The organism is Streptomyces sp. NPDC041205, assembly GCF_055591765.1.
This window is the reverse complement of the sequence record NZ_JBVIZH010000005.1, coordinates 481,928-506,006: the sequence shown is the minus strand read 5'-3', so window position 1 is coordinate 506,006 and position 24,079 is coordinate 481,928. Positions and strand designations below refer to the sequence as shown.

The following is a 24,079-nucleotide window of genomic DNA, read 5'->3' as shown; positions in this document are numbered from 1 at the left end:
ATGTACGGGACGAAATGGGCTCCACACGACTTTGACTGGGGTGACGGCGGAGCATGTCGAGGGCGAGGGTGGCGCGGCGCATCGCCGCGGGCGCGGCGTACGGCGGCGGAGGCATCGGGCTGCTCGGCGCGGCCACGGTCGGGGTCGTCCTCGCCGAGGTGCAACTGGCCAAGCGATCGGTGGGCAACGGCGGGTACGGGGCGCCGCCGCGGGCGAACGGGCGGTACGGGGCGGCGTTCGCCGAGCGCTCCGAGTGCGGGGAGCCGCTGCGGTTCGCCATGCTCGGCGACTCCACGGCCGCCGGCCAGGGCGTGCGCCGGGCGCAGCAGACCCCGGCGGCGCTGCTCGCCTCCGGTCTTGCCGCGGTGGCGGAGCGGCCGGTGGACGTGCGGGTGGTGGCGCAGCCCGGGGCGCAGTCCGACGACCTGGAGCGACAGGTGTCGCTGGTCCTGTCCGACGAGACGGGCTGGGTGCCCGACGTGTGCGTGGTGATGATCGGGGCGAACGACGTCACGCACCGGATGCCCGCGACGCAGTCCGTGCGGTTCCTGTCCGCGGCGGTCCGCAGGCTGCGCACCGCCGGGGCGGAGGTGGTCGTGGGGACGTGCCCCGACCTCGGCACCATCGAGCCCGTCTACCAGCCGCTGCGGTGGCTGGCCCGCCGGGTCTCGCGGCAGCTCGCCGCCGCGCAGACGATCGGGGTGGTGGAGCAGGGGGGACGGACGGTGTCCGTGGGTGATCTGCTCGGCCCCGAGTTCGCGGCGAACCCGCGGGAGCTGTTCGGGCCCGACAACTACCACCCCTCGGCGGAGGGGTACGCCACCGCGGCGATGGCCGTCCTGCCCACGCTGTGCGCGGCGCTCGGCCTGTGGCCCGAGGAGGAGCGTCCCGACGTGTCCCGCCGCGAGGGCTTCCTGCCCGTGGCCCGGGCGGCCGCCAAGGCCGCCTCTGAGGGCGGCACGGAGGTCACCGGCGCCATGCCCACGGGCCCCCGCGGCCCCTGGGCCCTCCTCAAGCGCAGGCGCCGCCGCCGCATCCAGGAACCGGACCCGTCACCGATTCCGTAGTGGCCTCGCGGGTGCGCCCCAGTCCCGCCCCTTCCCGAAACCGGGGCTCCGCCCCGGACCCCGCTCCTCAAACGCCGGAGAGGCTATATATCTCGCCGGTGCGGCAAGATTTCAGCCCGTCCGGCGCTTGAGGACGAGGCGCGGAGCGCCGATCAGCCGGGTCCAGGGGGCGCAGCCCCCGGTTTCGGAGAAGGGGCGGGACCGGGGCGCCCCCGCGAGGCTGAGCGTGCGCTTAGAAATGCGGCCCGCGTCACAGCTCCCGCCCCGTGACCGACAGCGATACGTGCAGGTAACTTCCCAGGGAGTCCTGCCCTGCCCCCAGGGCGCCCCCGCCAGTAGGAGCCCGTGATGCCCGAAGCCGTGATCGTCTCCGCCGCCCGCTCCCCCATCGGCCGCGCCTTCAAGGGCTCCCTGAAGGAACTGCGCCCGGACGACCTGACCGCCACGATCATCGAGGCCGCCCTGGCCAAGGTGCCCGCGCTCGACCCGAAGGACATCGACGACCTGATGCTGGGCTGCGGTCTGCCCGGCGGCGAGCAGGGGCACAACCTGGGCCGGATCGTCGCCGTGCAGATGGGGATGGACCACCTCCCCGGCTGCACGATCACGCGCTACTGCTCCTCCTCGCTGCAGACCTCCCGGATGGCACTGCACGCCATCAAGGCGGGCGAGGGCGACGTCTTCATCTCGGCGGGCGTGGAGATGGTGTCCCGCTCGGTGAAGGGCACCAGCGACGGCCAGCCCGACACCCACAACCCGCTCTTCGCCGACGCCGAGGCCCGCACCGCGGCCCGCGCCCAGGAGACCGGCACCGACTGGCACGACCCGCGCGAGGACGGCCTGGTCCCGGACGCGTACATCGCGATGGGCCAGACCGCCGAGAACCTGGCCCGCGCCAAGGGCGTCACGCGCGCGGACATGGACGAGTTCGGCGTCCGGTCCCAGAACCTCGCCGAGGAAGCCCTGAAGAACGGCTTCTGGGAGCGGGAGATCACCCCGGTCACCACGCCCGACGGCACCGTGGTCAGCAAGGACGACGGCCCGCGTGCGGGCGTGACCCTGGAGGGCGTGGCCGGGCTCAAGCCGGTGTTCCGCCCCGACGGCCTGGTCACCGCGGGCAACTGCTGTCCGCTGAACGACGGCGCCGCCGCCCTGGTGATCATGAGCGACACCAAGGCCCGCGAGCTCGGCCTGACCCCGCTGGCCCGGATCGTGTCGACCGGCGTCTCCGCCCTCTCTCCCGAGATCATGGGCCTCGGCCCGGTCGAGGCCAGCAAGCAGGCGCTCAAGCGCGCCGGCCTCGGCGTCGGCGACATCGACCTGGTCGAGATCAACGAGGCCTTCGCCGCCCAGGTGATCCCCTCCTACCGCGACCTGGGCATCCCGCTGGAGAAGCTGAACGTCAACGGCGGCGCCATCGCCGTCGGTCACCCCTTCGGCATGACCGGCGCCCGCATCACCGGCACGCTGATCAACAGCCTCCAGTTCCACGACAAGCAGTTCGGCCTGGAGACGATGTGCGTCGGCGGCGGCCAGGGCATGGCGATGGTCATCGAGCGCCTGAGCTGAGCGGCGGCCCCGCCGGAGTGACGCCCTGAAGCGGCGGCTCCGGCACCCTGAGTGGCCGCTCGTCTCACGAGCCGGGACGCGGCGGCCACTTCGACCCCTCCACTCATTCGTGACCCAATCTCCCCCAGGATGTGACCAATCTCCTGGGGAAGGAACAACTGCCCAGGTCAGCACGGATGCGCAAATAAACACCGGGCCGAAAGTCCTGTCCAATTCGTGACGTAATGCACTGACAGCGGGATGGTGCAGGCTTCAAGCTGATGTAGGAAGTCGGGGGTCGACTTGAAACCGGGAGTACGTCAGTGAGCGCCATGCATCTTGCCTTGCTGCTCTCCGCGGCCGCTGCCACGGCCGTGGGCACCGCCACCCTGCACACCGTGCGGGGCCTGCGGCAGCAGATCACCGAGCTGCGCACCGAGCTGGCCGAGAGCCGCGGTGCGGCCGTCAGCCGCGTCTCCGTGCCCGCGGCCCGTACCGCGGTGGACACCGAGGAGATACGCGCGGCGGTCGCCGAGGCCCTCGCCGAGGAGCGCGAGCGCGAGCTGGCCGAGGCGCGCGCGTTCTGGGCCGCCCAGGAGGCGCGGGACATCGCGGACACGCCCTCGCTCCTCAGCGGCCTGCCCGAGGGCATCGCGGACGAGCTGTTCCTGCCGCGCCAGGCCGATCTCGCGGGCCTTGAGTCGGAGAGCCTGGAGCCGGTCGTCGAGCCCTTCGCCGACCCGGCCGGGGCCGCGGACGAGTTCGCCGCGGACTCCCCGGAGCTGGCCGCGGCCCGCCGCCGCCACCCCTCGCACCCCGACTTCGTGCCGGTGCAGTCCGTCGCCCACGGCGACCACGAGCGCACCGTGGCCTGCCTGGAGGAGCTCGCGGACGCCCGCACGGCGCTCGCCGACGTCCGCCCGGGGCCGCTGGGCACCCTGGACGTCTATGTCTTCACGGACGGCACGACGCTCTGCATGACCCCGGGCCACCGGGAGACCGCGGAGCTGCTCGCCGCCGCCCTGCGCGACGGCCAGGCCCCGGTCCTGCTCGGCGGCTCCGGCGTCTCGGGCGCGTACGCCCTGACGTTCGCGTGCGGCGCGGAGAACGTCTACATCCTGGCCGACCGCGTGATCGCCAGCGTCTGACGGCGGATTCCGGTCAGATCCCGGCCCGCCCCAGGGCCTGCTCCACCAGCTGAACCGCCTCCGCGAGTTCCCCCTCGTCGGCGAGCACAAGGGCCAAGTCCCGCCCCGCGACGGTGACTTGGTCGGCCGCCGCGAACATTCCGGCGTCCGGCATCCGGCGCGGCTCACTGCCCGGCGCCTCCCGCGCCTGGGTGCGCAGGGCCAACTCCCTCGCGAGCTCCAGCGCTTCGGCCGCCGCCCCGCGCTGCAGTCTGGACTGCGGGGCGGCCCGCAGCCGGTCCGCGAATCGGTCAACGGCCGTGATCAAAGGCGTCGTATCGAGCACTGTGCGACCCTACGCGTCGAGCAGGGACTGTTGCCAATACCCGAACGCTCAGGCACGGTGGCGTGAAGGACGGACCACATCGAACGCGTCCGGAGGCGCCGATGTCCCAAGTCTTCTCCGAGGAGACCCACCGAAATCTGCTCGCGCGAATCCCCCACTGCACAGGTCGTGAAGTCTCCGACTGGCTCCGCACCGTCGACGAGGGCCCCTCTCTCTTCCGCTTCGAGGAGAAGGTCAGCTGGCTCCGCGGCGAACACAACCTCGCGTACGGCCATGCCAAAGCGATCATCCACGAGTACGACCTGCGCCGCGCCGCACGCAAACTGCTCTGACCCCGACCCCTCGTTCCCCCGCGAAGACAGACAGACAGCGCAAGACCTCGAACGTGGACACTGACAACGCAGACAGCACGGACAACAACGAAGGGCCCGCGGAAGGCGTTCCGCGGGCCCTTCGGCCGTGCTCAGGACGTCAGCCGCCCAGGGGCGGCCGTCAGTCGTTGCCCTGCAGGATCGCGATGAGCCGCAGGAACTCCATGTAGATCCACACCAGCGTCATCGTGAGGCCGAAGGCGGCGAGCCAGGCCTCCTCACGCGGAGCGCCGTACGCGATGCCGTCCTCGACCTGCTTGAAGTCCAGGGCCAGGAAGCACGCGCCGAGCAGGATGCCGATGATGCCGAACATGATGCCGAGGCCACCGCTGCGGAAGCCGAGGCCGTCGCCGCCGCCGAACACGGCGAACAGCAGGTTCACCGCCATCAGCAGGACGAAGCCGAGGGCGGCCGCCATCACGAAGCCGTAGAAGCGGCGGTTCACGCGGATCCAGCCGGCCTTGTACGCCACGAGGACGCCGAGGAAGACCGCCATCGTGCCGAGCACGGCCTGCATGGCCGCGCCGCTCGCGATGCGGTTGTCGACGACGCTGGAGACGACGCCGAGGAAGACGCCCTCCAGAGCGGCATACGCCAGGATCAGCGGCGGCGAGGCCTTGCGCTTGAAGGCCTGCACGAAGCCCAGGATCATCGCGACGAGACCGGCGCCGACCGCGATGCCGATCGACCTGCTGAAGTTGGCGTCGTCCACGGGCAGCAGCGCCCAGGCGAGCGCGGCCGTGACGACGAGGACGCCGAGCGTGGTGGCCGTGCGCATGACGACGTCGTCCATCGTCATGCGGCCGGTGGTCACCGGGGTCTGGGGCGGGGCGCCCTGGAGGTCCTGCTGGGCGTACGGATTGTTGGCGTACGGGTTGGCGGGGGCCTGCTGGCCCGCGCCCGCGTACGGGTTGCCTTGCGCGTACGGATTGGCCTGCGTCCCGACGGCTGCGGCTCCCCCGGCCTGCGGCTGCGCGTTGAAGCCCGCATAGCCGTTGTCGCGGCTGAACCCCCGTCGCGAGAAGACCGGGTTACTGCTCCTCATCTCACTCCTCCATGGCCACCGTGCGTGGCTTTGGTTCAAGAGTAATGGGCTGGCAAAGATCCAACCCTAGTGCTCAGGGAGGATCTTTCCCCATCTGTTACGAGGAACGCTCGCCGAGGCTCCGGTGTTCCGGCGGCTCCCGGCGCCCGCTCAGTCGAACGGCAGGCCCGTGTAGCTCTCGGCCAGGTCCGTCGCCGCCGCCCGCGAGGTGGCGATCCGGTCCAGGTGGGCCAGCTGGAGCCGGTCGTCGAAGGGGGTGGCGTCGGGGTCGCGGTGCAGCAGGGCCGTCATCGCGTACGCGAACCGCTCGGCCTGCCAGACCCGGCGCAGACAGGTCGCGGAGTACGTGTCGAGGCCCGTCGGGTCGCCGCCGGCGTGATGGGCGACCAGGGCGCGGGCGAGGGTGACGACGTCGCCCACGGCGAGGTTGAGCCCCTTGGCACCGGTGGGCGGCACGATGTGGGCGGCGTCTCCGGCGAGGAAGAGCCGGCCGTGCCGCATCGGCTCGTGGACGTGGGAGCGCATCGGAGTGACGGACACGTCCGTGATCGGGCCGCGCGCGAGCCGCCAGCCGTCGTCGGTGGCGAGCCGCAGGTCCAGCTCGTCCCAGACCGCCCGCTCGCTCCAGTCGGCGGCCCGGGTGCCCTCGGGGACCTGGAGGTAGAGGCGGGAGACCGTCGGCGAGCGCATGCTCAGGAGGGCGAAGCCGCGGTCGTGGCGGGCGTAGACCAGCTCGTCGTGGGAGGGCGGCGCGTCGGCGAGGACCCCGAGCCAGGCGAAGGGGTACCTGCGCTCGTACGTCCGCGAGAGCGCGGCGGGCACCGCGGCCCGGGACACGCCCCAGTAGCCGTCGCACCCGGCGACGTACGCGCAGTCGAGGACGCCCTCACGGCCCTCGTGGCGGTAGCGCACCCGCGGCGCGTCGGTGTCGGCGTCCTCGACGGCGAGCGCCTCGGCGCCGAAGAGCAGCGGGCCGCCGCCGCGGAACCGCAGGGCGATCAGGTCCTTGCACACCTCCGTCTGGGCGTAGACGGTCACCGACCGGCCGCCGGTCAGGGAGGGGAAGTCGACGCGGTGTCTGCGGCGGTCGAAGCGCAGCTCGATGCCGGTGTGGCGCAGGCCCTCGCGGTCCATGCGGGTGCCCGCCCCGGCCGCGCGCAGCGCGTCAGCCGTGCCCTGCTCCAGGATCCCCGCGCGCTGGCGCCGCTCCACGTAGGCGCGGTCGCGGCTCTCCAGGACGACGGATTCGATGCCCGCGGCGTCCAGGAGACGGGCGAGCAGGAGGCCCGCGGGGCCCGCTCCGATGATCGCGACGGTGGTGCGCATCACGGGAGTGTCGGGCCGCCCGGGGCGGGTGTCAACGGTGGGTCGGCGCGCCGGGGCCGACTCCGCGCCCCCGGTGCCCCCTGCACTCGTGGCGCGGTTGTCAGTGGCTGCTGCCATGCTGAGAAGTGCCCAGGAACCCAGGAATCCACGGCCGCGGGCGGCGCGCCCGGGCCCGTGCGGAACGGCTCCCGCGCCCGGCACGGCGCGGCGCGGCGGGACGGTTCCACCGAACCTTCGAAGGGCAGGACCATGCTTTCCACCGACTTCGTCCCCGGCGCCCCGAACTGGCTGAATCTCGGTGTCCCGGACACCGATGCGGCGGTGTCCTTCTACTCCGCCGTCTTCGGCTGGGAGTTCCAGTCGGCGGGTACGGAGGGCGGTGGGTACGGCTTCTTCGTGCAGGACGACAAGACCGTCGCCGGGCTCGGCCCGCTCACCGAGGAGGGCGCGTCCCCGGCCTGGACGCTGTACTTCCACACGGCGGACGCGGACGCCACCGCGAAGGCCGTCGAGCAGGCGGGCGGCACGGTGCGGGTGCCTCCGGGGGATGTGTTCAGCTTCGGCCGGATGGGCCAGTTCAGCGACCCGGCGGGCGCGGACTTCGCCGTCTGGCAGCCGGGCGACACCAAGGGCGTGGACCTCGTCAACACGCCGAACTCGCTGACCTGGGCCGAGCTGTACACCACGGACGCGGCGGCGGCCAAGGACTTCTACCGCGCGGTGTTCTCCTGGCAGCTGACCGACATGGAGATGGGCCCGGACATGACGTACACCGTGCTGACCCCCTCGGGTGGCACGGAGGAGAACAGCCACGGCGGCCTGATGCAGCTCCACCAGGACAACCTGGACGCGGGCTCCGGCCCGGAGTGGCATCCGTACTTCGAGGTGGCCGACTGCGACGCGATCCACACCAAGGGGCTTGAGGCCGGGGGCACGACGCTCATCCCGCCGATGGACGCGCCGGGGATCGGCCGGATGGCCATGCTGACCGACTCCGCCGGAGCGCCCTTCGCGATCATCAAGAGCGAGCAGGCTCCGCCGAGTTGACGGGCCGTCATGCAGCGGCGCGCCCTGCGCGCGCCGCACGTGCGCGTACGGGACGCGCCCTGCCCGTGCGTGCGGGAAAGGAGGGCGGAGGTGCCCGGAACCGGACTTGAACCGGTACGCCCGCTAAGGGGCAGCGAGGTTTAAGCTCGCCGTGTCTGCATTCCACCATCCGGGCAGGTGCGTGGGCTCCGCAACAAGGCTTCGACCCTATCGGGAGGCATCCCCCGAACAGCGGAACGACAGCCCGACGTTGTCTTATTTTATTGACGTCTGAGGGTGCATCAGCACGCGGTACTGGCCGGTGGTACTTGCCATCGGCCTTGTGGGCGGGGGCACGTGCGGGTGAGGGAATTGACGGAATTTAGCCGTGCACGAGCGACACGTCCGCGCCGCGTCCCCGCGCCCCTTTAGCGCCCCCTCATGGCCCCTGCCGTGGCCCTTGCGCGAAGGCCTCGTGAACACCCGCGCAAGAGGGCCCGCCCCGATCCCGAGTAGGGGGCGCCCGTCATCCCCAGGTATGACATGCCCCCACCGAGTCCGACCGGAGTCGCCCCCAGGAACCGGAACAGCGGCTGACTCCACGGGGCCGTTCCGCCGTGACGATGGAGTACGTACCCCACTCGCCGTCCCGACAGGAGCCCCCGCCCGTGACCACCACCACTTCCTTCGCCGCCCGCGCCACCCAGGTGGCCGCCCGCGCCACGGATCTGTCCAAGGTGTACGGCCAGGGTGAGACCCAGGTGGTCGCTCTGGACCATGTCTCCGTGGACTTCGGACAGGGCGAGTTCACCGCCATCATGGGCCCCTCGGGCTCCGGCAAGTCCACGCTGATGCACTGCGTGGCGGGCCTGGACAGCTTCAGCGGCGGCTCCGTGCGCATCGGGGACACCGAGCTGTCCACCCTCAAGGACAAGCAGCTCACCAAGCTCCGCCGGGACAAGATCGGTTTCATCTTCCAGGCGTTCAACCTGCTGCCGACGCTGACCGCCCTGGAGAACATCACGCTCCCCATGGACATCGCGGGGCGCAAGCCGAACAAGCAGTGGCTGGAGCAGGTCATCTCCATGGTGGGTCTGGCCGGGCGCCTCTCCCACCGGCCCACCGAGCTGTCCGGCGGCCAGCAGCAGCGGGTGGCCGTGGCCCGTGCGCTCGCCTCCCAGCCGGAGATCATCTTCGGGGACGAGCCGACCGGAAACCTGGACTCGCGGTCCGGCGCCGAGGTTCTCGGCTTCCTCCGGAACTCGGTGCGGGAGCTGGGGCAGACCGTCGTCATGGTGACCCACGACCCCGTCGCCGCCTCGTACGCGGACCGCGTGATCTTCCTCGCCGACGGGCGGATCGTGGACGAGATGATCCAGCCGACCGCCGATGGGGTCCTCGACCGGATGAAGGACTTCGACGCGAAGGGCCGGACCAGCTAGCGCTGGTCGGCCCCGCTGGTTGCCTCTCCGCCGCGAGCGCTGCGCGTGTCTTCGGACTGCCGGTCCGTTGTGGCTGGTCGCGCAGTTCCCCGCGCCCCTCTGGGGCGCCACCTGGGCCTCGAACGCCCCGCCCTGACCTCCGATCGCCCCCCTCACCTGGATCTCACCATGTTCCGTACCGCCCTGCGCAACGTGCTCGCGCACAAGGCCCGGCTGTTGATGACCGTGCTCGCCGTCATGCTCGGCGTCGCGTTCGTCTCCGGCACCCTGGTCTTCACCGACACCTTCGGCTCCGCCTACAAGAACAAGTCCGCGAAGAGCTTCGACCACGTCTCCGTCGCCATCAAGCCCGACGGCGGCTCCCGGGACGACGGCCAGGAGGCCAAGCAGCCGGACCGGCTGACGGACTCCCTGCTCACGCGGGCCGGGAAGCTGCCCGGCGCCCAGTCGACGCTCGGCAGCGTCTCCGGCTTCACCGCCCTCGCCGACAAGGACGGCAAGCTGGTCGGCGGCGAGTGGGGCACCACGGGCTCCAACTACTTCCCCGGCAAGGACGGCAAGGACCCGCGCTACGACTTCGCCGACGGCGCGGCCCCGAAGTCGGCCGGTGACATCGCCCTGGACAGCCGTACCGCCGACCGCACCGGCTACAAGGTCGGCGACACGGTCCGCTACTCCACCGACGGACCGGTGAGGACCGCCAAGGTCAGCGGCATCTTCGACACCGACGACGGCAGCGTCGTCGCGGGCGGCAGCCTCGTCGTCTTCGACAACGACACCGCGCGCGAGGTCCTCGGCAAGTCCGAGTACGACGAGATCGACGTGAAGGCCGCCGCCGGCACCAGCGAGTCCGCCCTGAAGGCGTCCGTCGAGAAGATCCTGCCGAAGGACACCGAGGCCGAGACCGGCACCTCGCTGAAGGACGAGCAGGACCGCATGATCGAGCAGAACACCAGCTCCATGAGCCAGGTGCTGCTGATCTTCGCCGGTATCGCGCTGTTCGTCGGCATCTTCATCATCGCCAACACCTTCACCATGCTGGTCGCCCAGCGCACCAAGGAACTGGCCCTGATGCGCGCCGTCGGCGCGTCCCGCCGTCAGGTCACGCGCTCGGTCCTCATCGAGGCGTTCATCGTCGGCCTGGTCGCCGCCGTCGCGGGCTTCGCCCTCGGCATCGGCGTCGCCGTGGGCCTGGAGTCCCTGATGAACGCGGGCGGCGCCTCACTGCCCGACGGCCCCCTGGTCATCGGCCCGACGACGATCGTCACGGCACTGATCATCGGCGTGGTCGTGACCATGCTCGCCGCCTGGCTGCCCGGCCGCCGCGCCGCGAAGATCCCGCCGGTCGCCGCGATGAACAGCGTGCACGCCTCGCCCACGGTGCGCGGCCTGGTCGTACGCAACACCATCGGCTCGCTCCTCGTCGCCCTCGGCGTGGTCATGCTGTTCATGGAGGACAACTACGTGAAGTCCGGGGGCGCCGCGACGATCCTCGTCGGCGTCATCGTCCTCACGCCGCTGCTCTCGCGCCCGTTCATCGCCGCCGCGGGACCGCTCCTGAAGCCCTTCGGCGTCACCGGCAAGCTGGCCCGCCTCAACTCGGTCCGCAACCCGCGCCGCACGGCCTCCACCGCGTCGGCCCTGATGATCGGCCTGACCCTCATCACCGCGATGACCGTCGTCGCCGTCTCCATGGGCAGCGCCATCAACAAGATGGCCACGGACTCCCTGAAGGCCGACTACGCCGTCTCGATGGCGAACTTCCAGCCGCTGACCCCCAAGGTCCACGAGCAACTGGCCAAGCTGCCCGAGGTCGAGGCCAGCAGCGCCCTGCGCACCACCTGGGGCGAGGCCGACGGCCGCGACACCCGGATCTCCGGCGTCGACCCCAAGGCCTTCGACAAGCTCGTCGGCCTGGACTTCACCAGCGGCTCCGCGGCCGGACTGAAGGGCAACGCCGTCCTCGTCGACAAGGAGACGGCCGACGCCAAGGGCCTGAAGGCCGGTGACACGGTCCCGGTGAAGTTCGACGACGACAAGACCACCCGGCTGAAGGTCGCGGGCGTCTACAAGTCCAACGAGATGCTCGACGGCCTCTTCACGCCCACCCCCGTCGTCACCCCGCACCTGTCGAAGATCCAGGACCAGCAGGTCCTGCTGAAGATGAAGGGCGGCGCCTCCGACAAGGCCGAGGACGCCATCGTGAAGGCCCTCGGCGACAACCCGGCCATCAAGATCCAGGACAAGGACGACATCAGCAACGAGGTCGGCGGCGCCATCAACATGCTCCTGAACATGCTGTACGGCCTGCTGGCCATGGCGATCCTCGTCGCCGTCCTCGGTGTCATCAACACCCTGGCGATGTCCGTCTTCGAGCGGAAGCACGAGATCGGGATGCTTCGTGCGATCGGGCTCGACCGGGCGAAGATCAAGCAGATGGTTCGGCTCGAGTCGGTCGTCATCTCGCTGTTCGGCGCGGTGCTCGGTGTCGGCCTCGGTCTCTTCCTCGGGTGGGTCGCCGGAGACAGCATCTCCGGCACCGTGACCACGTACTCGATGGAGGTGCCCGTGGGCCGGATCGCGATCTTCCTCGCCATCGCGGGTGTGGTCGGTGTCCTGGCCGCGGTGTGGCCCGCGCGGTCCGCTGCGCGGCTGAATCCGCTGCAGGCCATCAAGTCGGAGTGACGCTTGCGCTGAGCTGGAGCGGCGTGGGGCCCGGGGTGAGTTTCACCCCGGGCCCCGCTGCCGTCATACGGGGGCTTCGCCCCCTGGCCCCCCTTGTTGCCGCTTCGCGGCTCGTCCTCAAACGCCGGACGGGCTGGGGTCTGCCTGCTGCGGGCTTGAGTCCTCGGCATGCGGGACAGGGGCACCTCGCCAGTCCCTGGCTCGCAGGGGCATCCCCGAATTGCCCTTCAGCGGTGTGCGGACCGCCAGGACCTGGTTGACCCCTATGCGGTTGTTCTCGAAGGCCAGGGCCGATGCCGCCATGTAGAGGCGCCAGATGCGGGCGCGGCCGGGGGAGGTCAGGCGGACCGCCTGGGGCCAGTGGGACTCCAGGTTGGCGACCCAGTGGCGCAGGGTGAGGGCGTAGTGCTCGCGGATGGACTCCACGTCGCGCACCTCGAAGCCCGCGCACTCCAGGAGGCCGACGGTGGTGCCGAGGGGGGCCAGCTCGCCGTCGGGGAAGACGTAGGCGTCGATGAACTCGTCCACGGAGTACGCCGACTCGTCGGCCTTGGGGCGGCGGGCGATCTGGTGGTTCAGGAGGCGCCCGCCGGGCTTCAGGAGGGCATAGAGCTCGCCCGCGTAGTCCAAGTAGCGCTCGGCGCCGACGTGTTCGGCCATGCCGATGGAGGAGATGGCGTCGTACGGGCCGTCGCGCACGTCGCGGTAGTCCTGGACGCGGATCTCGATGCGGTCGGTGAGGCCCTCCTGGGCGATGCGCTTCCTGGCGAACGCGGCCTGCTCCTGCGAGAGCGTGACGCCGACGACCCGCACGCCGTACTCGCGGGCGGCGTGGATGGCCATGGAGCCCCAGCCGCAGCCGACGTCCAGGAGCCGCATGCCGGGCTTCAGGTCGAGCTTGCGGGCGATGAGGTCGAGCTTGTCGCGCTGGGCGTCCGCCAGGGTCGCGTCCGGGGACTCCCAGTAGGCGCACGAGTAGACCATCGAGGGGCCGAGCACCAGCGCGTAGAAGTCGTTGCCGACGTCGTAGTGGTGGCTGATGGCCTTCTTGTCGCTGCCCTTGGTGTGCCGGTGCGGCCTGCCGGGCCTGCGCATCTCCTCGCGCGGCACGGGCGGCGGCACGAACGGCGCGGCGAGCGCGAGCAGGGCCCGCGCGGCGGCCCTGACCTGCGGGTCGCGCAGCTTCTCGGTGAGGCTCGGGGCGTCGTCGGAGCGCTCCCAGATGAACTCGGCGAGCAGGTCGAGGGCCGCGTACAGATCGCCCTCGACATCGATGTCCCCGGCCACCCAGGCCCGCGCGAGCCCCAACTCGCCCGGCTTCCACAACAGGCGGCGCAGCGCGCGGCGGTGGCGTACGACGAGGGTGGGGGCGCCCGGCGGCCCCGCTTCCGAACCGTCCCAGGCCCGGATCCGAACCGGCAGCTCGGTTCCCACCAACTGCTCGGCAAGATTCTGCAGCCGCAGTGCGGCGTCCTGCATGGCGCACACCTCCGTGATCACATCCCGGAACGGAACGGTCCAACACCACGTAAACACCAACGGGCGGCGCGCGCAGTCCCGTTGCACCGTTACGAATACGCAAAATGCATGTAGCAGGCATCTAGGGGCGGCAGGGAACGCCGAAAGGGCCCCCGCACCACGGATGGCGGGGACCCTTTCACGCTGTACTGCGGGTCTTGCTGCGGGCCGTCGGACGACCCTTGGCCCGAGCCGTCAGGAGGCGGCCTTCTCCTCGACCGGGGCGGCCGGGACCTCGGCCTTGACCGCGGGCTTCGGGGCCGGCTTGGCGGCCTCGTAGAACTCCTCGCGCGGCGTCTCCATGGCGCCGAGCGAGACGACCTCGCGCTTGAGGAACATGCCGAGCGTCCAGTCCGCGAAGACGCGGATCTTGCGGTTGAACGTCGGCATCGCCATGCCGTGGTACGCGCGGTGCATGTACCAGGCGAGACGGCCCTTGAGCTTGATCTTCATCTTGCCCATGACGATCATCGCGACGCCCTTGTGCAGGCCGAGACCCGCGACCGCGCCCTTGTTGGCGTGGCTGTACTCCTTCTGCGGGAAGCCCCGCATGCCGGAGATCACGTTGTCGCCGAGGACCTTGGCCTGGCGCAGGGCGTGCTGGGCGTTCGGCGGGCACCAGGCGTTCTCGTTGCCCGCCTTGCGGCCGACGACGTCCGGCACCTGGGCGTTGTCGCCCGCGGCCCAGATGTAGTCGGTGCCCTGGACCTGGAGGGTCGTCTGGGTGTCCACGTGACCGCGGGGGCCGAGCGGCAGACCGAAGCGCGCGAGGGCCGGGTTCGGCTTGACGCCGGCGGTCCACACGATGGTGTTGGAGTCGACCTCGAGGCCGTTGTTGAGGACCACGTGGCCGTCCACGCAGGAGTCCATGCCGGTCTTCAGGTAGACCTCGACACCGCGGCCCTCAAGGTGCTCCTTGCCGTAGGCGCCGAGCTTCGGGCCGACCTCGGGGAGGATCTTGTCGGCGACGTCGACGAGCAGGAAGCGCATGTCCTCGCGCTTGACGCTCTTGTAGTACTTGGCCGCGTCGCGGGCCATGTCCTCGACCTCGCCGATGGTCTCGGCGCCGGCGAAGCCGCCGCCGACGAAGACGAAGGTGAGCGCCTTGCGGCGGACCTCCTCGTCCGTCGTGGAGTCGGCCTTGTCGAGCTGCTCGAGCACGTGGTTGCGCAGGCCGATGGCCTCCTCGATGCCCTTCATGCCGATGCCCTGCTCGGCGAGGCCGGGGATCGGGAAGGTGCGGGAGACCGCGCCCATCGCGATGACCAGGTAGTCGAACGGCAGCTCGTACGCCTCGCCGACGAGCGGCGCGATCGTGGCGACCTTGCGGTCCTGGTCGATGGTGGTGACCCGGCCGGTGAGGACTTCCGCCTTGGGCAGCACGCGTCGCAGCGGGACGACGACGTGCCGAGGCGAGATGCTGCCGGCCGCAGCTTCGGGGAGGAAGGGCTGGTACGTCATGTACGAGCGCGGGTCGACGACCGTGACGGTCGCCTCTCCGTAGCGCATCTTCTTCAGAATGCGTCGAGCTGCGTACAGGCCTACGTACCCACCGCCTACTACGAGGATCCTGGGACGCTCCGTGGTGCTCATGCCATCGAGTATCCACCCCCTCCCCGGGGGTCGCTCGTGCGCCCCTTCACAAGCATGGGTGGGGCCTCTGCTACACTTCGCCGCCCACGTGACGGAGGTCATGACCGCACGAGGGAACCACCGCCCCACGCGAGTCGTTGTCAACCCCTCGTGAGCTGCCGCTCCTGGCTCCGGCGCCCGGTGGACCACCCTCTGGTTCACACCCCGGCAACACCCCGGAAGCACTCCCGGCGCCCGCCTTCGGGCCCGCACCCCGCCCGTTCCCGGGCCGAACTCCTCAAAACCTCGCCCAACAGGGCCGATTTCCTTGTGAAGAACTTCACGAACTTTCTCGACGGAACCCCGGAAGGAACCATTCCAACCCCCCTCCGGGCCGCTCAGAAGTAGTCCGACACGCTCAGCCGATCAAGGTACGGGCCCCTCTCGGGCGATCGACCGGGCGATCCCGTCGGCGGTGGACGCACGCTGCTCCCCGCCTCCGAGGGGGCTGGGAGCAGCGCCCTGTGCGAAAGAGTACTTCTGACTGCGGGTTCCGAACGGCCTACGGTTTTGGACCCTACTTCAAGAGGGCGACGAACAGCCCGAGGATTCCGGCGATCTCCGCGGCCACCGAGAGCCGCAGGCGCCAGGGGTTGTCCTCTCCCCGCGGCGGCGGTGAAGGAGAAGCGCTCCCGGCGCCGCCCTGGCCCATGCGCGGATAGCGGGCCGGTGGGGACGTTCTGGGGACGGCGCCATACCGCCGGAAGAAGTCCGCCGCGGACTCAGGCGAACGCTGCTGGCCGCGGCGCCCTTCTTGGATCTTCTTCGTCACTTCCCGCACGAGAAGCACCGTGGACGCGGCAAGCCAGACCACCACCGCCCACCACAACGGCACCGTGTAGACATGCGTCCCCACCGTCACTTCCATGGTTCCCCCGAAGCGCCGTCCGCGCCGCGCAGCCACTCCGTCGCAGCTGCCATCCCACCGACTATGCCCGCGCTGGGGTCACCCTCACGCCTGAAAGCGATTCCCTCCGGTAGCGATTCCCTCCGGTACATGACGACGGCCCCGATACGTTCAAAGAACGTATCGGGGCCGCGTAGCCGCAGGTCAGATCCCTCGCTTACCTGCCTCGACCTCTGCTGCCACTTCGAAGGCAATGCCGTCGAGGATGTCGTGCTCGCTCACGACCAGCTCGGCGGCCCCGGCCCGCTCCATGATCGCGAGCAGGACGAGGACGCCCGCGGCGATGACGTCCACGCGGCCCGGGTGCATCACGGGGATCGCCGCGCGCTCGGCGTGCGTGGAGCGCACCAGCATGTCGGCGATCTCCGCCACGCGGGCGTAGGGGAAGCGGGAGTGGTGGATCGCGGCGGAGTCGTACGCGTCCAGGCCGAGGGCGATGCCGGCGACCGTGGTCACCGAGCCCGCGAGGCCCACGAGGGTGTGGGCCTCGCGCAGCGGGACCGTCTCCTCCGCGAGGTCGAGGGCCGCCTCGATGTCCGCGCGGATCGCGGCGAGCTGGGCCTCGGTGGGTGGGTCGGCGGAGACCACGCCGTCCCGGACGAGGTGGCGCTCCGTCATCCGCACGCAGCCGACGTCCACGGAGCGGGCCGCGCGCACGTGGTCGTCGCCGACGACGAACTCCGTGGAACCGCCGCCGATGTCGACGACGAGGTACGGGCCCGGCATGTCCGCGTGGCCCTTCAGCTCCCTGGTCGCGCCCGTGAAGGAGAAAGCGGCCTCCTGGTCGCCGCTGATCACCTCCGGTTCGACGCCGAGGATGTCGAGGACGCCGCGGACGAAGTCGTCGCGGTTCTCGGCGTCGCGGGAGGCGGAGGTGGCGACGAAGCGGAGGCGCTCCGCCCCGTGTTCCTTGATGACCTCGGCGTATTCGCGGCAGGCCGCGAACGTCCGCTCCAGCGCCTCGGGGGCGAGGCGGCCCGTCTTGTCGACGCCCTGGCCCAGCCGGACGATCTCCATCCGGCGGTCCAGGTCGACCAGTTCACCGGTCCGCGGGTCGGCGTCGGCCACGAGCAGACGAATCGAGTTGGTACCGCAGTCGATGGCTGCCACGCGGGTCATCGGGGTTCTCCTTGTCGTTCGGGGCACCGTCGGCCGTGGGCTGTGCCCGTGCCGCCCCTGGCGGCCCAGTTGCCCACAGCGGGGAGGACGACAGCGACCCGGTCGCCCACGGCGAAGGTACGGCCCAGGGCAGGTAGTAAAGGCGGGTGGGTGGGGAATGCCCGCCGCGGAGCGGTGGGCCGGGGTGACCCCGGTGCCGGGCCGGTGCGGGCCGGGGGCGGGGCCAGGCCGAGCTAGTCCTGCGATGCGCCCACGCAAGGCCCCTTGCGCCACCACTCGGGCAGCATCGCGATGGCCTCGTCGCCGAGGGGGTTCACGCCGGGGCCCGCGGCCAGGGAGTGGGCCACGAGGACGTGCAGGCACTTCACGCGGTCCGGCATGCCTCCGGCCGAGGGGAAGCCTTCGAGGACCTCGATGGAGTCGCGCCGCGCGATGTAGTCCTCGTGGGCGGCCCGGTACGCGGCGGCCAGCTCGGGGTCGGTCGCGAGCCGCTCCGTCATCTCCTTCATGACGCCGTTGGCTTCGAGCGTCCCGATCGCGGACGCGGCCCGCGGGCACGTGAGGTAGTACGTCGTGGGGAACGGCGTGCCGTCGGGCAGCCGCGGCGCCGTCTCGACCACGTCCGGGTTGCCGCAGGGGCAGCGGTGGGCGATCGCGCGCAGACCGCGCGGCGGGCGCCCGAGCTGCTCCTGGAACGCGGTGATGTCGGCGTCCGTGGGCGCGGTGGGCTCGGTCTGGGGCGGGGGCGTCTGCATGCCTGTCTTTCGGTTCGTTCGGTTCTGCGGCGAGGTTCAAGGGTGGACAAGGTAGCGGGGACGGGCGGCGCGGCGGGCGGACACGTCAGTCGTCGCCCCGCTCGGCACGGTCGGCGCTGTCCACGCCGTCCCAGACGTTCGCGTACCAGGGCCGGTCCGCCGCCGCCTCGTCACCGCGGTGGTCCGCCGCGGCCGCGGGGTCGATGACGGTGAACCCGGTCTCGCCCGGCATCACATAGTGCAGCCGGTCCCGGACGCGCTGCTCGGCGTACGCGTCGTCCTGCCAGCGGGCCTTCTCGTCGCGGAGGCGCTCCACGTTCTCGCGGTGCTCGGACTGCTTCTGCCGCTGCTCGGCGATCTCGGCGCGCTGGGACACGTACTGCCTCATCGGATAGGCGAGCGCCACGACCAGCGAGCACACGACGAGCACGAGGAGCGCGGCCCGGCCGGTGAGCCGGGAGCGGCGGGCCTGCCGCTTGGTCTGCGAGCGGTAGACGCGCTCGGCGGTCTGCTCGCCGAGCAGCCGCAGCCGGGTCGCCGTGGAGAACCGGTCCTTGTCCCGGACTTTCCCGGCCATGTGTCTCGCCTCCCCAGTACGCGCGTACGTCCCCGCACACGGTACGGGACCGAGTACGGGGACGTACGTACGACTGGCTAGGGCTTGGCCTGCGAAGCGGCTCAGCCCTTGAAGCGGGGGAACGCGCTGCGGCCGGCGTACACCGCCGCGTCGTCGAGGATCTCCTCGATGCGAAGCAGCTGGTTGTACTTGGCGACGCGGTCCGAGCGGGCCGGGGCGCCGGTCTTGATCTGGCCGCAGTTCACGGCGACGGCGAGGTCGGCGATGGTGACGTCCTCGGTCTCGCCGGAGCGGTGCGACATCATGCACTTGAAGCCGTTGCGCTGGGCCAGCTCGACGGCGTCGAGGGTCTCGGTCAGCGAACCGATCTGGTTGACCTTCACCAGGAGGGCGTTGGCGGAGCCCTCCTCGATGCCGCGGGCCAGGCGCTCGGGGTTGGTGACGAAGAGGTCGTCGCCGACGATCTGGACCTTGTCGCCCAGCTTGTCGGTGATGACCTTCCAGCCCGCCCAGTCGTCCTCGAACAGCGGGTCCTCGATGGACACGAGCGGGTACGCCTCGACGAGCTCGGCGTAGTACTCGGTCATCTCGGCGGCCGAGCGGGACTTGCCCTCGAACTCGTACTTGCCGTCCTTGTAGAACTCCGACGCGGCGACGTCGAGCGCGAGCGCGATCTGCTCGCCGGGGACGTAACCGGCCTGCTTGATGGCCTCGACGATGAGGTCGAGGGCGGCGCGGTTCGACTCCAGGTTCGGCGCGAAGCCGCCCTCGTCGCCGAGGCCGGTCGACAGGCCCTTGGTCTTCAGGACCTTCTTCAGCGTGTGGTAGACCTCGGCGCCCCAGCGCAGCGCCTCGGAGAAGGACTCCGCGCCGATCGGGGCGATCATGAACTCCTGGATGTCGACGTTGGAGTCCGCGTGGGACCCGCCGTTCAGGATGTTCATCATCGGAACGGGCAGCAGGTGCGCGTTCGGGCCGCCCAGGTAGCGGAAGAGCGGCAGGTCGCTCGCCTCGGAGGCGGCGTGCGCGACGGCGAGGGAGACGCCGAGGATGGCGTTGGCGCCGAGCGAGCCCTTGTTGTCGGTGGCGTCGAGGTCGAACATCGCCTGGTCGATCAGGCGCTGCTCGGTGGCGTCGTAGCCGACGAGCTCCGGGCCGATCTGCTCGATGACGGCGAGGACGGCCTTCTCGACGCCCTTGCCGCCGTAGCGGTTGGCGTCTCCGTCACGCAGTTCGATGGCCTCGAAGGCGCCGGTGGAGGCGCCGGACGGAACCGCGGCGCGGCCGGTGGACCCGTCGTCGAGGCCGACCTCGACCTCGACCGTGGGGTTGCCTCGGGAGTCCAGGATTTCCCGGGCTACGACGACGTCGATGGACGGCACGAGCATCTCCTTCTGGGATGTGACGCTAGGGGCGCATGGCGTGCACCACTGGGGGCGCGGGCTTGCGCATGGCTTGCATGGTCTTCATCGGCCCTGCGTCTCCTGAGCCTAACGGGCCCGGGAGCTTCGGCCAGCCGACCGCCCGCCCCGTGGGACGGCCATCGGGCCAATTCCCTGGGAATCAGGACGGAACCACAGGTTCTTACCGGCCGGTAGCTTCGCCCTGGGCGTACTTCGGGGTTGCCTGGGCGCCCGGCCGGGCCGCCCCGGACAGCACCTCGCCCCGGTGCGTACGGGGGATACGCGCACCGGGGCGAGGGAGACCCGTGGGGACGGGGGCGCTCCGCGGGACGGAGCGGGGGCCCTGTCCGGACGGGCCGGACAGGGCGCGGGCCGGGCTCGGCCTCAGCTGAGGTGCAGCTGCTGGCCCGGGTAGATCATGTCGGCGTCGGAGATGATGTCGCCGTTGAGCTTGTACACCTTGTGCCAGCCGCCCTTGACGTCGTGCTCGTCGGCGATCTTGGAGAGGGTGTCGCCGGTCTTGACCTTGTACTCGCCGTCGCCCTTCTTCACGACCTTGCCGGTCGGGGTCTGGACGGTCTTCTTCGACTCGGTCTGCGGGGCGGCCTGCTGCGGCTTCGGCTGCGGCTTGGCCTGCTGCTGGGGCTGCGCCTGCTGCTGCGGCTGCTGCTGGGGCTTGGCCTGCTGCTGCGGCTGCTGCTGGGGCTTCTCGGCGGCGCCGCCGTTGTACGCGGCGCCCGTGAGGCCCACGCCACAGCTCGGCCAGGCACCCTTGCCCTGGCCCGCGAGGACCTTCTCGCCGATCTCGATCTGCTGGGCCTTGGTGGCCTGGTTGGCGGTCGCGGCGTACTTGGTGCCGCCGTACGCGGCCCAGGTGGAGGCCGAGAACTGCAGGCCGCCGTAGTAGCCGTTGCCGGTGTTGATGGACCAGTTGCCGCCGGCCTCGCACTGGGCGACCCGGTCCCACTGGTCGGCGGTCGCGGCGTTCGCGGTGCCCGCGGCCATCAGCGGGGCGGCGACAGCGGCGCCGGTGACACCGACGACGGTGGCCGCGCGGGTGGCCTTGTCAACAGCGGTCGGACGACGGTGCTTGCCCTTGCCGGAAAACAGCATGGAGTGATCCCCTCACCGACGCCTGCGAGGTGAGCTGTCGGGTTCGGGCGGGTGAGTGCCCGGCCGTACGGCTTCCGTACGACTTCACCCCTAGCCGGTCCTGCGCGTCGCGCGGCCGCTGGCCGCTCAACGCGTGGGCCCGGCGCTTACCTTGGGTCCCCCGCTCCTGCCTTCGGCGCTCGAAGCGACGACTGTTCCCGTCCGGCCGTTGGCAGGATTCGGCGTACCGACCGGCGGGGCCCGCTGTGGCGAGCGGTCACGACCGTAGACAGGCAATCACCGGAATTTCAAAGACGATCAGGGCTTCTGAGACCCATCTCTCACTTGCCTCTCACCGTCTTTAAACCGGACATTCACCGCGAACTGCCAGTCAATTTCCGCTCCGCGACGCCTACTTCCGGTCCGCCTCCGCGGCCTGTTCCTCGCTCAGGTCGAGTCGCTGACCGGGGAGGATGAGATCCGGGTCACCGCCCACGGTCCGCTTGTTCTCGGCGTAGAGGGTGGACCAGCCGCCGTCAAGGTCGTGCCGGTCGGCGATCTGCGAGAGGTTGTCGCCGGAGCGGACCGTGTAGGTGCCCGCGGGGTCATGGGCGTCACGCGCGTCGCGCCCTTCACCACGCGACGCGTGGCGGCCCGCGGAGCCCGCGCCGCCCTTCTCCGCCTCGTCGGCGCTGGAGCCGCGGTGGCGGCCCGACGGGAGGCCGGAGGAGTCCTCGGAGCCCTCCGCGGAGCCGTCGGCGCCCGACGGCTCACGGCCCGCTTCGGACTCGGCGTCGGGCGAAGTGGTGCCGCGGTCGCCGGACTTGCCGTCCTCGTCCGCCGAGCCCTTCTCGCCCTTCTGTCCGCCCTTGTCGCGTTCGTCACTCTTGTCGGCCGAACCGTCGCTGTCGGGCTTGCGGTGCTTGCCGGTCTCCTTGGACTTGCCGTCCTCGGCGTCCGCGCCGCGCTCCTCGCCCTTCGCGTCGGCGTCCTTGTCGGCCTTCCCCTCGCCCTTCTCGCCGTCCTTGTCGCCCTTGGAGTCCTTGGCGTCGCCGGACGGCTCCGCGGGCTTCGACGGGGCGACCGGGAGGCCCGGGTCGACGTCGGCGGCCGCGCCGCCCTTGCTGAGGCCCGCGGCCGGGCCGCAGTTCGGCCACGCGGCGGGGCCCTGGTCGGCCAGGACCTTGTCGGCGACGGCGATCTGCTGGGAGCGGCTCGCCTGGTCGGCGCTCGGCGCGTACGCGAGGCCGCCGTAGCTCTCCCAGGTCTCCTGCGTCAGCTGCAGGCCGCCGTAGTACCCGTCGCCCTTGGCGCTCCAGGCGCCGCCGCTCTCGCACTCCGCGACCTTGTCCCACGTCGAGGCGTCGGCCGCGTGCGCGCCCGTGGCGCCGAGCAGCGGGATGGCGATGGCGGATCCGGTGACGCCCGCCGCGACGACGATCGCCGGGGCCTGGCGGGGACGGCGGTGACGGCCTTGGCCGGAGAGCATGCACGTGCCTTTCGAGCGACGACAAGAACAGCTGCGACACGTGGTGCCAAGGGGTGCCGAGCCGTCGTGAACGTAGCCGCAGTCGAACGTCAGTCACAAGTCGATGCAGCGCAGATCACGTGAAAGTCACAGTCTTGACGGTACGTCAGGAACGTGCCGGTCCCCCGTCAGCGGCCGGGCGGCGTGAACGTCACCGGCAAGGTCCGCAGGCCACGCATGATGAGCCCGCCGCGCCACCTCAACTCCTCCGGATCGACGGCGAGTTGCAGGTCCGGCAGCCTGCGGAGCAGCGTCGCGAGCGCCGTCTGGCCCTCCAGGCGGGCCAGCGGGGCGCCGAGGCAGTAGTGGATGCCGTGGCCGTATCCGAGGTGCTGGTTGTCGCTCCGGGACAGGTCGAGGAGGTCGGGGTCGGGGAAGCGGGCCGGGTCTCGGTCGGCGGCGGCGAGGACGACGAGGACGGGGTCGCCCGCGGCGATGTCCTGGCCGCCGACGCACAGCGGTTCGGTGGCGAAGCGCCAGGTGGCCAGCTCCACGGGCCCGTCGAAGCGGAGCAGTTCCTCGACGCCGGTCTCCAGGAGGCCGGTGTCCCCGTCGGCGAGGGACTGTTGCAGCCGGGCGCGCTGCTCGGGGTGGGTGAGCAGTGCGTACGTACCGTTCCCGATGAGGTTGACCGTTGTCTCGAAACCGGCGAAGAGGAGGATGAAGGCCATCGCGGCGGCCTCGTTCTCCGTGAGGTGCTCGCCGTGGTCGGAGGCGCGGATGAGACCCGAGATCAGGTCGTCGCCGGGGTCGTTGCGCTTGCGGTGGATCAGGTCGGCGAGATAGCCGCGCATCTTCTTGACCGAGCGTGCGACGCCGCCGCGCGGGCCGCCGCCGTGCCGGATCATCATGCCCGCCCAGTCCCGGAAGTCGTCCTGGTCCTCGCGCGGGACGCCGAGCAGGTCACAGATCGCGTAGATGGGGAGAGGGAAGGCGAACTCGTGGATGAGGTCGGCTTCGCCCTTCGCTGCGAACCCGTCGATGAGCTGGTCCGTCAGCTCCTGCACGCGGGGCGCGAACTCGGCCACCCGGCGGGGTGTGAACGCCTTCGACACCAGGCGGCGCAGGCGGGTGTGGTCCGGTGGGTCGATGTTGAGCAGATGCGTCATCAGCTCGGCCTTGCGTTCGCCCGGGATGCCCGTCTTGCCCTTCGCGTGCGCGGGTTCGTCGTGGTGCGCGGGGTTCTTGGACAGCCGCTGGTCGGCGAGGGCCTGCCGGGCGTCGGCGTAGCGGGTGACCAGCCAGGCCTCCACTCCGCTCGGGAGAGTGGTCCTGTGCACGGGGGCGTGGTCGCGGAGCCAGGCGTACGCGGGGTAGGGGTTGGACGCGAACTCCCACGTGAACAGGTCCGGGGCGGGGGGCTGGGGCTGGTCTTGCATGGGTCGACGGTATCCGGCTGCGGGCCTCGCGGGGCGCCCCAGTCCCGCCCCTTCTCCGGTCCCGGGGCTCTGCCCCTGGACCCCGGGGGTGGGACTCCCCTTCGGGTGGGACGGGGCGCCGCCGATCGGCCTTCGGCCTCGTCCTCAAACGCCGGACGGGCTGAAAACTTCGCCGGGGCGGGCCGA

At 71.0% G+C, this 24,079-nt stretch carries 20 protein-coding genes, 1 tRNA gene and 1 riboswitch; of the genes, 7 read left to right on the top strand and 14 right to left on the bottom strand.

Annotated elements, in window-relative coordinates; genetic code table 11:
• Nucleotides 1-53 precede the first annotated feature (53 nt).
• The 3 genes from ACZ6BG_RS24720 to ACZ6BG_RS24710 all read left to right on the top strand — a co-directional run bounded on the left by ACZ6BG_RS24720 (nt 54) and on the right by ACZ6BG_RS24710 (nt 3,763).
• Nucleotides 54-1,067 carry an SGNH/GDSL hydrolase family protein gene (locus tag ACZ6BG_RS24720; protein ID WP_468459831.1) on the top strand — a complete coding sequence of 338 codons (1,014 nt, stop codon included), beginning with the start codon at nt 54-56 and terminating at the stop codon, nt 1,065-1,067.
• A 348-nt stretch (nt 1,068-1,415) separates the two neighbouring features.
• Nucleotides 1,416-2,636: an acetyl-CoA C-acetyltransferase gene (locus ACZ6BG_RS24715; protein WP_468482510.1), complete on the top strand. Its 1,221-nt coding sequence runs from the start codon at nt 1,416-1,418 to the stop codon at nt 2,634-2,636.
• A 311-nt stretch (nt 2,637-2,947) separates the two neighbouring features.
• The gene (locus tag ACZ6BG_RS24710; RefSeq protein ID WP_469005033.1) at nt 2,948-3,763 is read left to right on the top strand and encodes a hypothetical protein; all 816 of its coding nucleotides are present in this window, start codon (nt 2,948-2,950) and stop codon (nt 3,761-3,763) included.
• A gap of 13 nt (nt 3,764-3,776) precedes the next feature.
• Here ACZ6BG_RS24710 and ACZ6BG_RS24705 read toward each other — a convergent pair whose 3' ends face one another.
• Nucleotides 3,777-4,088, bottom strand: a complete 312-nt coding sequence (locus ACZ6BG_RS24705; RefSeq protein ID WP_469005031.1) for a hypothetical protein — start codon at nt 4,086-4,088, stop codon at nt 3,777-3,779.
• A 101-nt stretch (nt 4,089-4,189) separates the two neighbouring features.
• Here ACZ6BG_RS24705 and ACZ6BG_RS24700 point away from each other — a divergent pair, with 101 nt between their 5' ends.
• Nucleotides 4,190-4,420: a DUF4287 domain-containing protein gene (locus tag ACZ6BG_RS24700; RefSeq protein ID WP_030360679.1), complete on the top strand. Its 231-nt coding sequence runs from the start codon at nt 4,190-4,192 to the stop codon at nt 4,418-4,420.
• 160 nt (nt 4,421-4,580) lie between these two features.
• On the opposite strand, the gene ACZ6BG_RS24695 is transcribed toward ACZ6BG_RS24700, so the two are convergent.
• Together ACZ6BG_RS24695 and ACZ6BG_RS24690 are read right to left on the bottom strand one after the other, a co-directional pair.
• Nucleotides 4,581-5,504, bottom strand: coding sequence for a Bax inhibitor-1/YccA family protein (locus ACZ6BG_RS24695; RefSeq protein WP_469005024.1), 924 nt, complete (start codon nt 5,502-5,504; stop codon nt 4,581-4,583).
• A 150-nt stretch (nt 5,505-5,654) separates the two neighbouring features.
• Complete coding sequence (locus ACZ6BG_RS24690; protein WP_469005021.1) at nt 5,655-6,830, bottom strand: 4-hydroxybenzoate 3-monooxygenase; 1,176 nt, start codon at nt 6,828-6,830, stop codon at nt 5,655-5,657.
• Between the two features lie 249 nt (nt 6,831-7,079).
• On the opposite strand from ACZ6BG_RS24690, the gene ACZ6BG_RS24685 reads away from it, so the two are divergent.
• Nucleotides 7,080-7,877 carry a VOC family protein gene (locus ACZ6BG_RS24685; RefSeq protein WP_469005019.1) on the top strand — a complete coding sequence of 266 codons (798 nt, stop codon included), beginning with the start codon at nt 7,080-7,082 and terminating at the stop codon, nt 7,875-7,877.
• A 91-nt stretch (nt 7,878-7,968) separates the two neighbouring features.
• On the opposite strand, the gene ACZ6BG_RS24680 is transcribed toward ACZ6BG_RS24685, so the two are convergent.
• A tRNA-Leu gene (locus ACZ6BG_RS24680) sits at nt 7,969-8,052 on the bottom strand.
• A gap of 472 nt (nt 8,053-8,524) precedes the next feature.
• Between ACZ6BG_RS24680 and ACZ6BG_RS24675 the strand changes: the two genes are divergently transcribed.
• Entirely contained in the window at nt 8,525-9,298 is a 774-nt protein-coding gene (locus ACZ6BG_RS24675) for an ABC transporter ATP-binding protein (RefSeq protein ID WP_289949919.1), read from the top strand.
• 168 nt (nt 9,299-9,466) lie between these two features.
• A complete protein-coding gene (locus ACZ6BG_RS24670; RefSeq protein ID WP_469005017.1) occupies nt 9,467-11,983 on the top strand; it encodes an ABC transporter permease in 2,517 nt (838 codons plus the stop codon).
• A 117-nt stretch (nt 11,984-12,100) separates the two neighbouring features.
• Here ACZ6BG_RS24670 and ACZ6BG_RS24665 read toward each other — a convergent pair whose 3' ends face one another.
• From ACZ6BG_RS24665 to ACZ6BG_RS24620, 10 genes are all read right to left on the bottom strand, one after another.
• The gene (locus ACZ6BG_RS24665; protein ID WP_469005015.1) at nt 12,101-13,462 is read right to left on the bottom strand and encodes a class I SAM-dependent methyltransferase; all 1,362 of its coding nucleotides are present in this window, start codon (nt 13,460-13,462) and stop codon (nt 12,101-12,103) included.
• A gap of 234 nt (nt 13,463-13,696) precedes the next feature.
• The gene (locus tag ACZ6BG_RS24660) at nt 13,697-15,094 is read right to left on the bottom strand and encodes an NAD(P)/FAD-dependent oxidoreductase (RefSeq protein WP_385722961.1); all 1,398 of its coding nucleotides are present in this window, start codon (nt 15,092-15,094) and stop codon (nt 13,697-13,699) included.
• 556 nt (nt 15,095-15,650) lie between these two features.
• The gene (locus tag ACZ6BG_RS24655) at nt 15,651-16,001 is read right to left on the bottom strand and encodes a hypothetical protein (protein WP_469005010.1); all 351 of its coding nucleotides are present in this window, start codon (nt 15,999-16,001) and stop codon (nt 15,651-15,653) included.
• A 183-nt stretch (nt 16,002-16,184) separates the two neighbouring features.
• Nucleotides 16,185-17,159, bottom strand: coding sequence for a Ppx/GppA phosphatase family protein (locus ACZ6BG_RS24650; RefSeq protein WP_469005008.1), 975 nt, complete (start codon nt 17,157-17,159; stop codon nt 16,185-16,187).
• Nucleotides 17,160-17,392: 233 nt separating this feature from the next.
• Nucleotides 17,393-17,914, bottom strand: a complete 522-nt coding sequence (locus tag ACZ6BG_RS24645; protein WP_469005003.1) for a DUF501 domain-containing protein — start codon at nt 17,912-17,914, stop codon at nt 17,393-17,395.
• A gap of 85 nt (nt 17,915-17,999) precedes the next feature.
• Complete coding sequence (locus ACZ6BG_RS24640) at nt 18,000-18,491, bottom strand: FtsB family cell division protein (protein WP_469005001.1); 492 nt, start codon at nt 18,489-18,491, stop codon at nt 18,000-18,002.
• Between the two features lie 101 nt (nt 18,492-18,592).
• Nucleotides 18,593-19,879 (bottom strand): phosphopyruvate hydratase, encoded by a 1,287-nt coding sequence (gene eno, locus ACZ6BG_RS24635; protein ID WP_469004998.1) that lies wholly within the window; start codon nt 19,877-19,879, stop codon nt 18,593-18,595.
• A gap of 399 nt (nt 19,880-20,278) precedes the next feature.
• Nucleotides 20,279-21,007 (bottom strand): transglycosylase family protein, encoded by a 729-nt coding sequence (locus tag ACZ6BG_RS24630; RefSeq protein ID WP_469004996.1) that lies wholly within the window; start codon nt 21,005-21,007, stop codon nt 20,279-20,281.
• Nucleotides 21,008-21,011: 4 nt separating this feature from the next.
• A riboswitch (cyclic di-AMP (ydaO/yuaA leader) is annotated at nt 21,012-21,195 on the bottom strand.
• Nucleotides 21,196-21,398: 203 nt separating this feature from the next.
• Nucleotides 21,399-22,475, bottom strand: coding sequence for a LysM peptidoglycan-binding domain-containing protein (locus tag ACZ6BG_RS24625; protein WP_469004994.1), 1,077 nt, complete (start codon nt 22,473-22,475; stop codon nt 21,399-21,401).
• A 167-nt stretch (nt 22,476-22,642) separates the two neighbouring features.
• Nucleotides 22,643-23,893, bottom strand: a complete 1,251-nt coding sequence (locus ACZ6BG_RS24620) for a cytochrome P450 family protein (RefSeq protein ID WP_469004992.1) — start codon at nt 23,891-23,893, stop codon at nt 22,643-22,645.
• Nucleotides 23,894-24,079 lie beyond the last annotated feature (186 nt).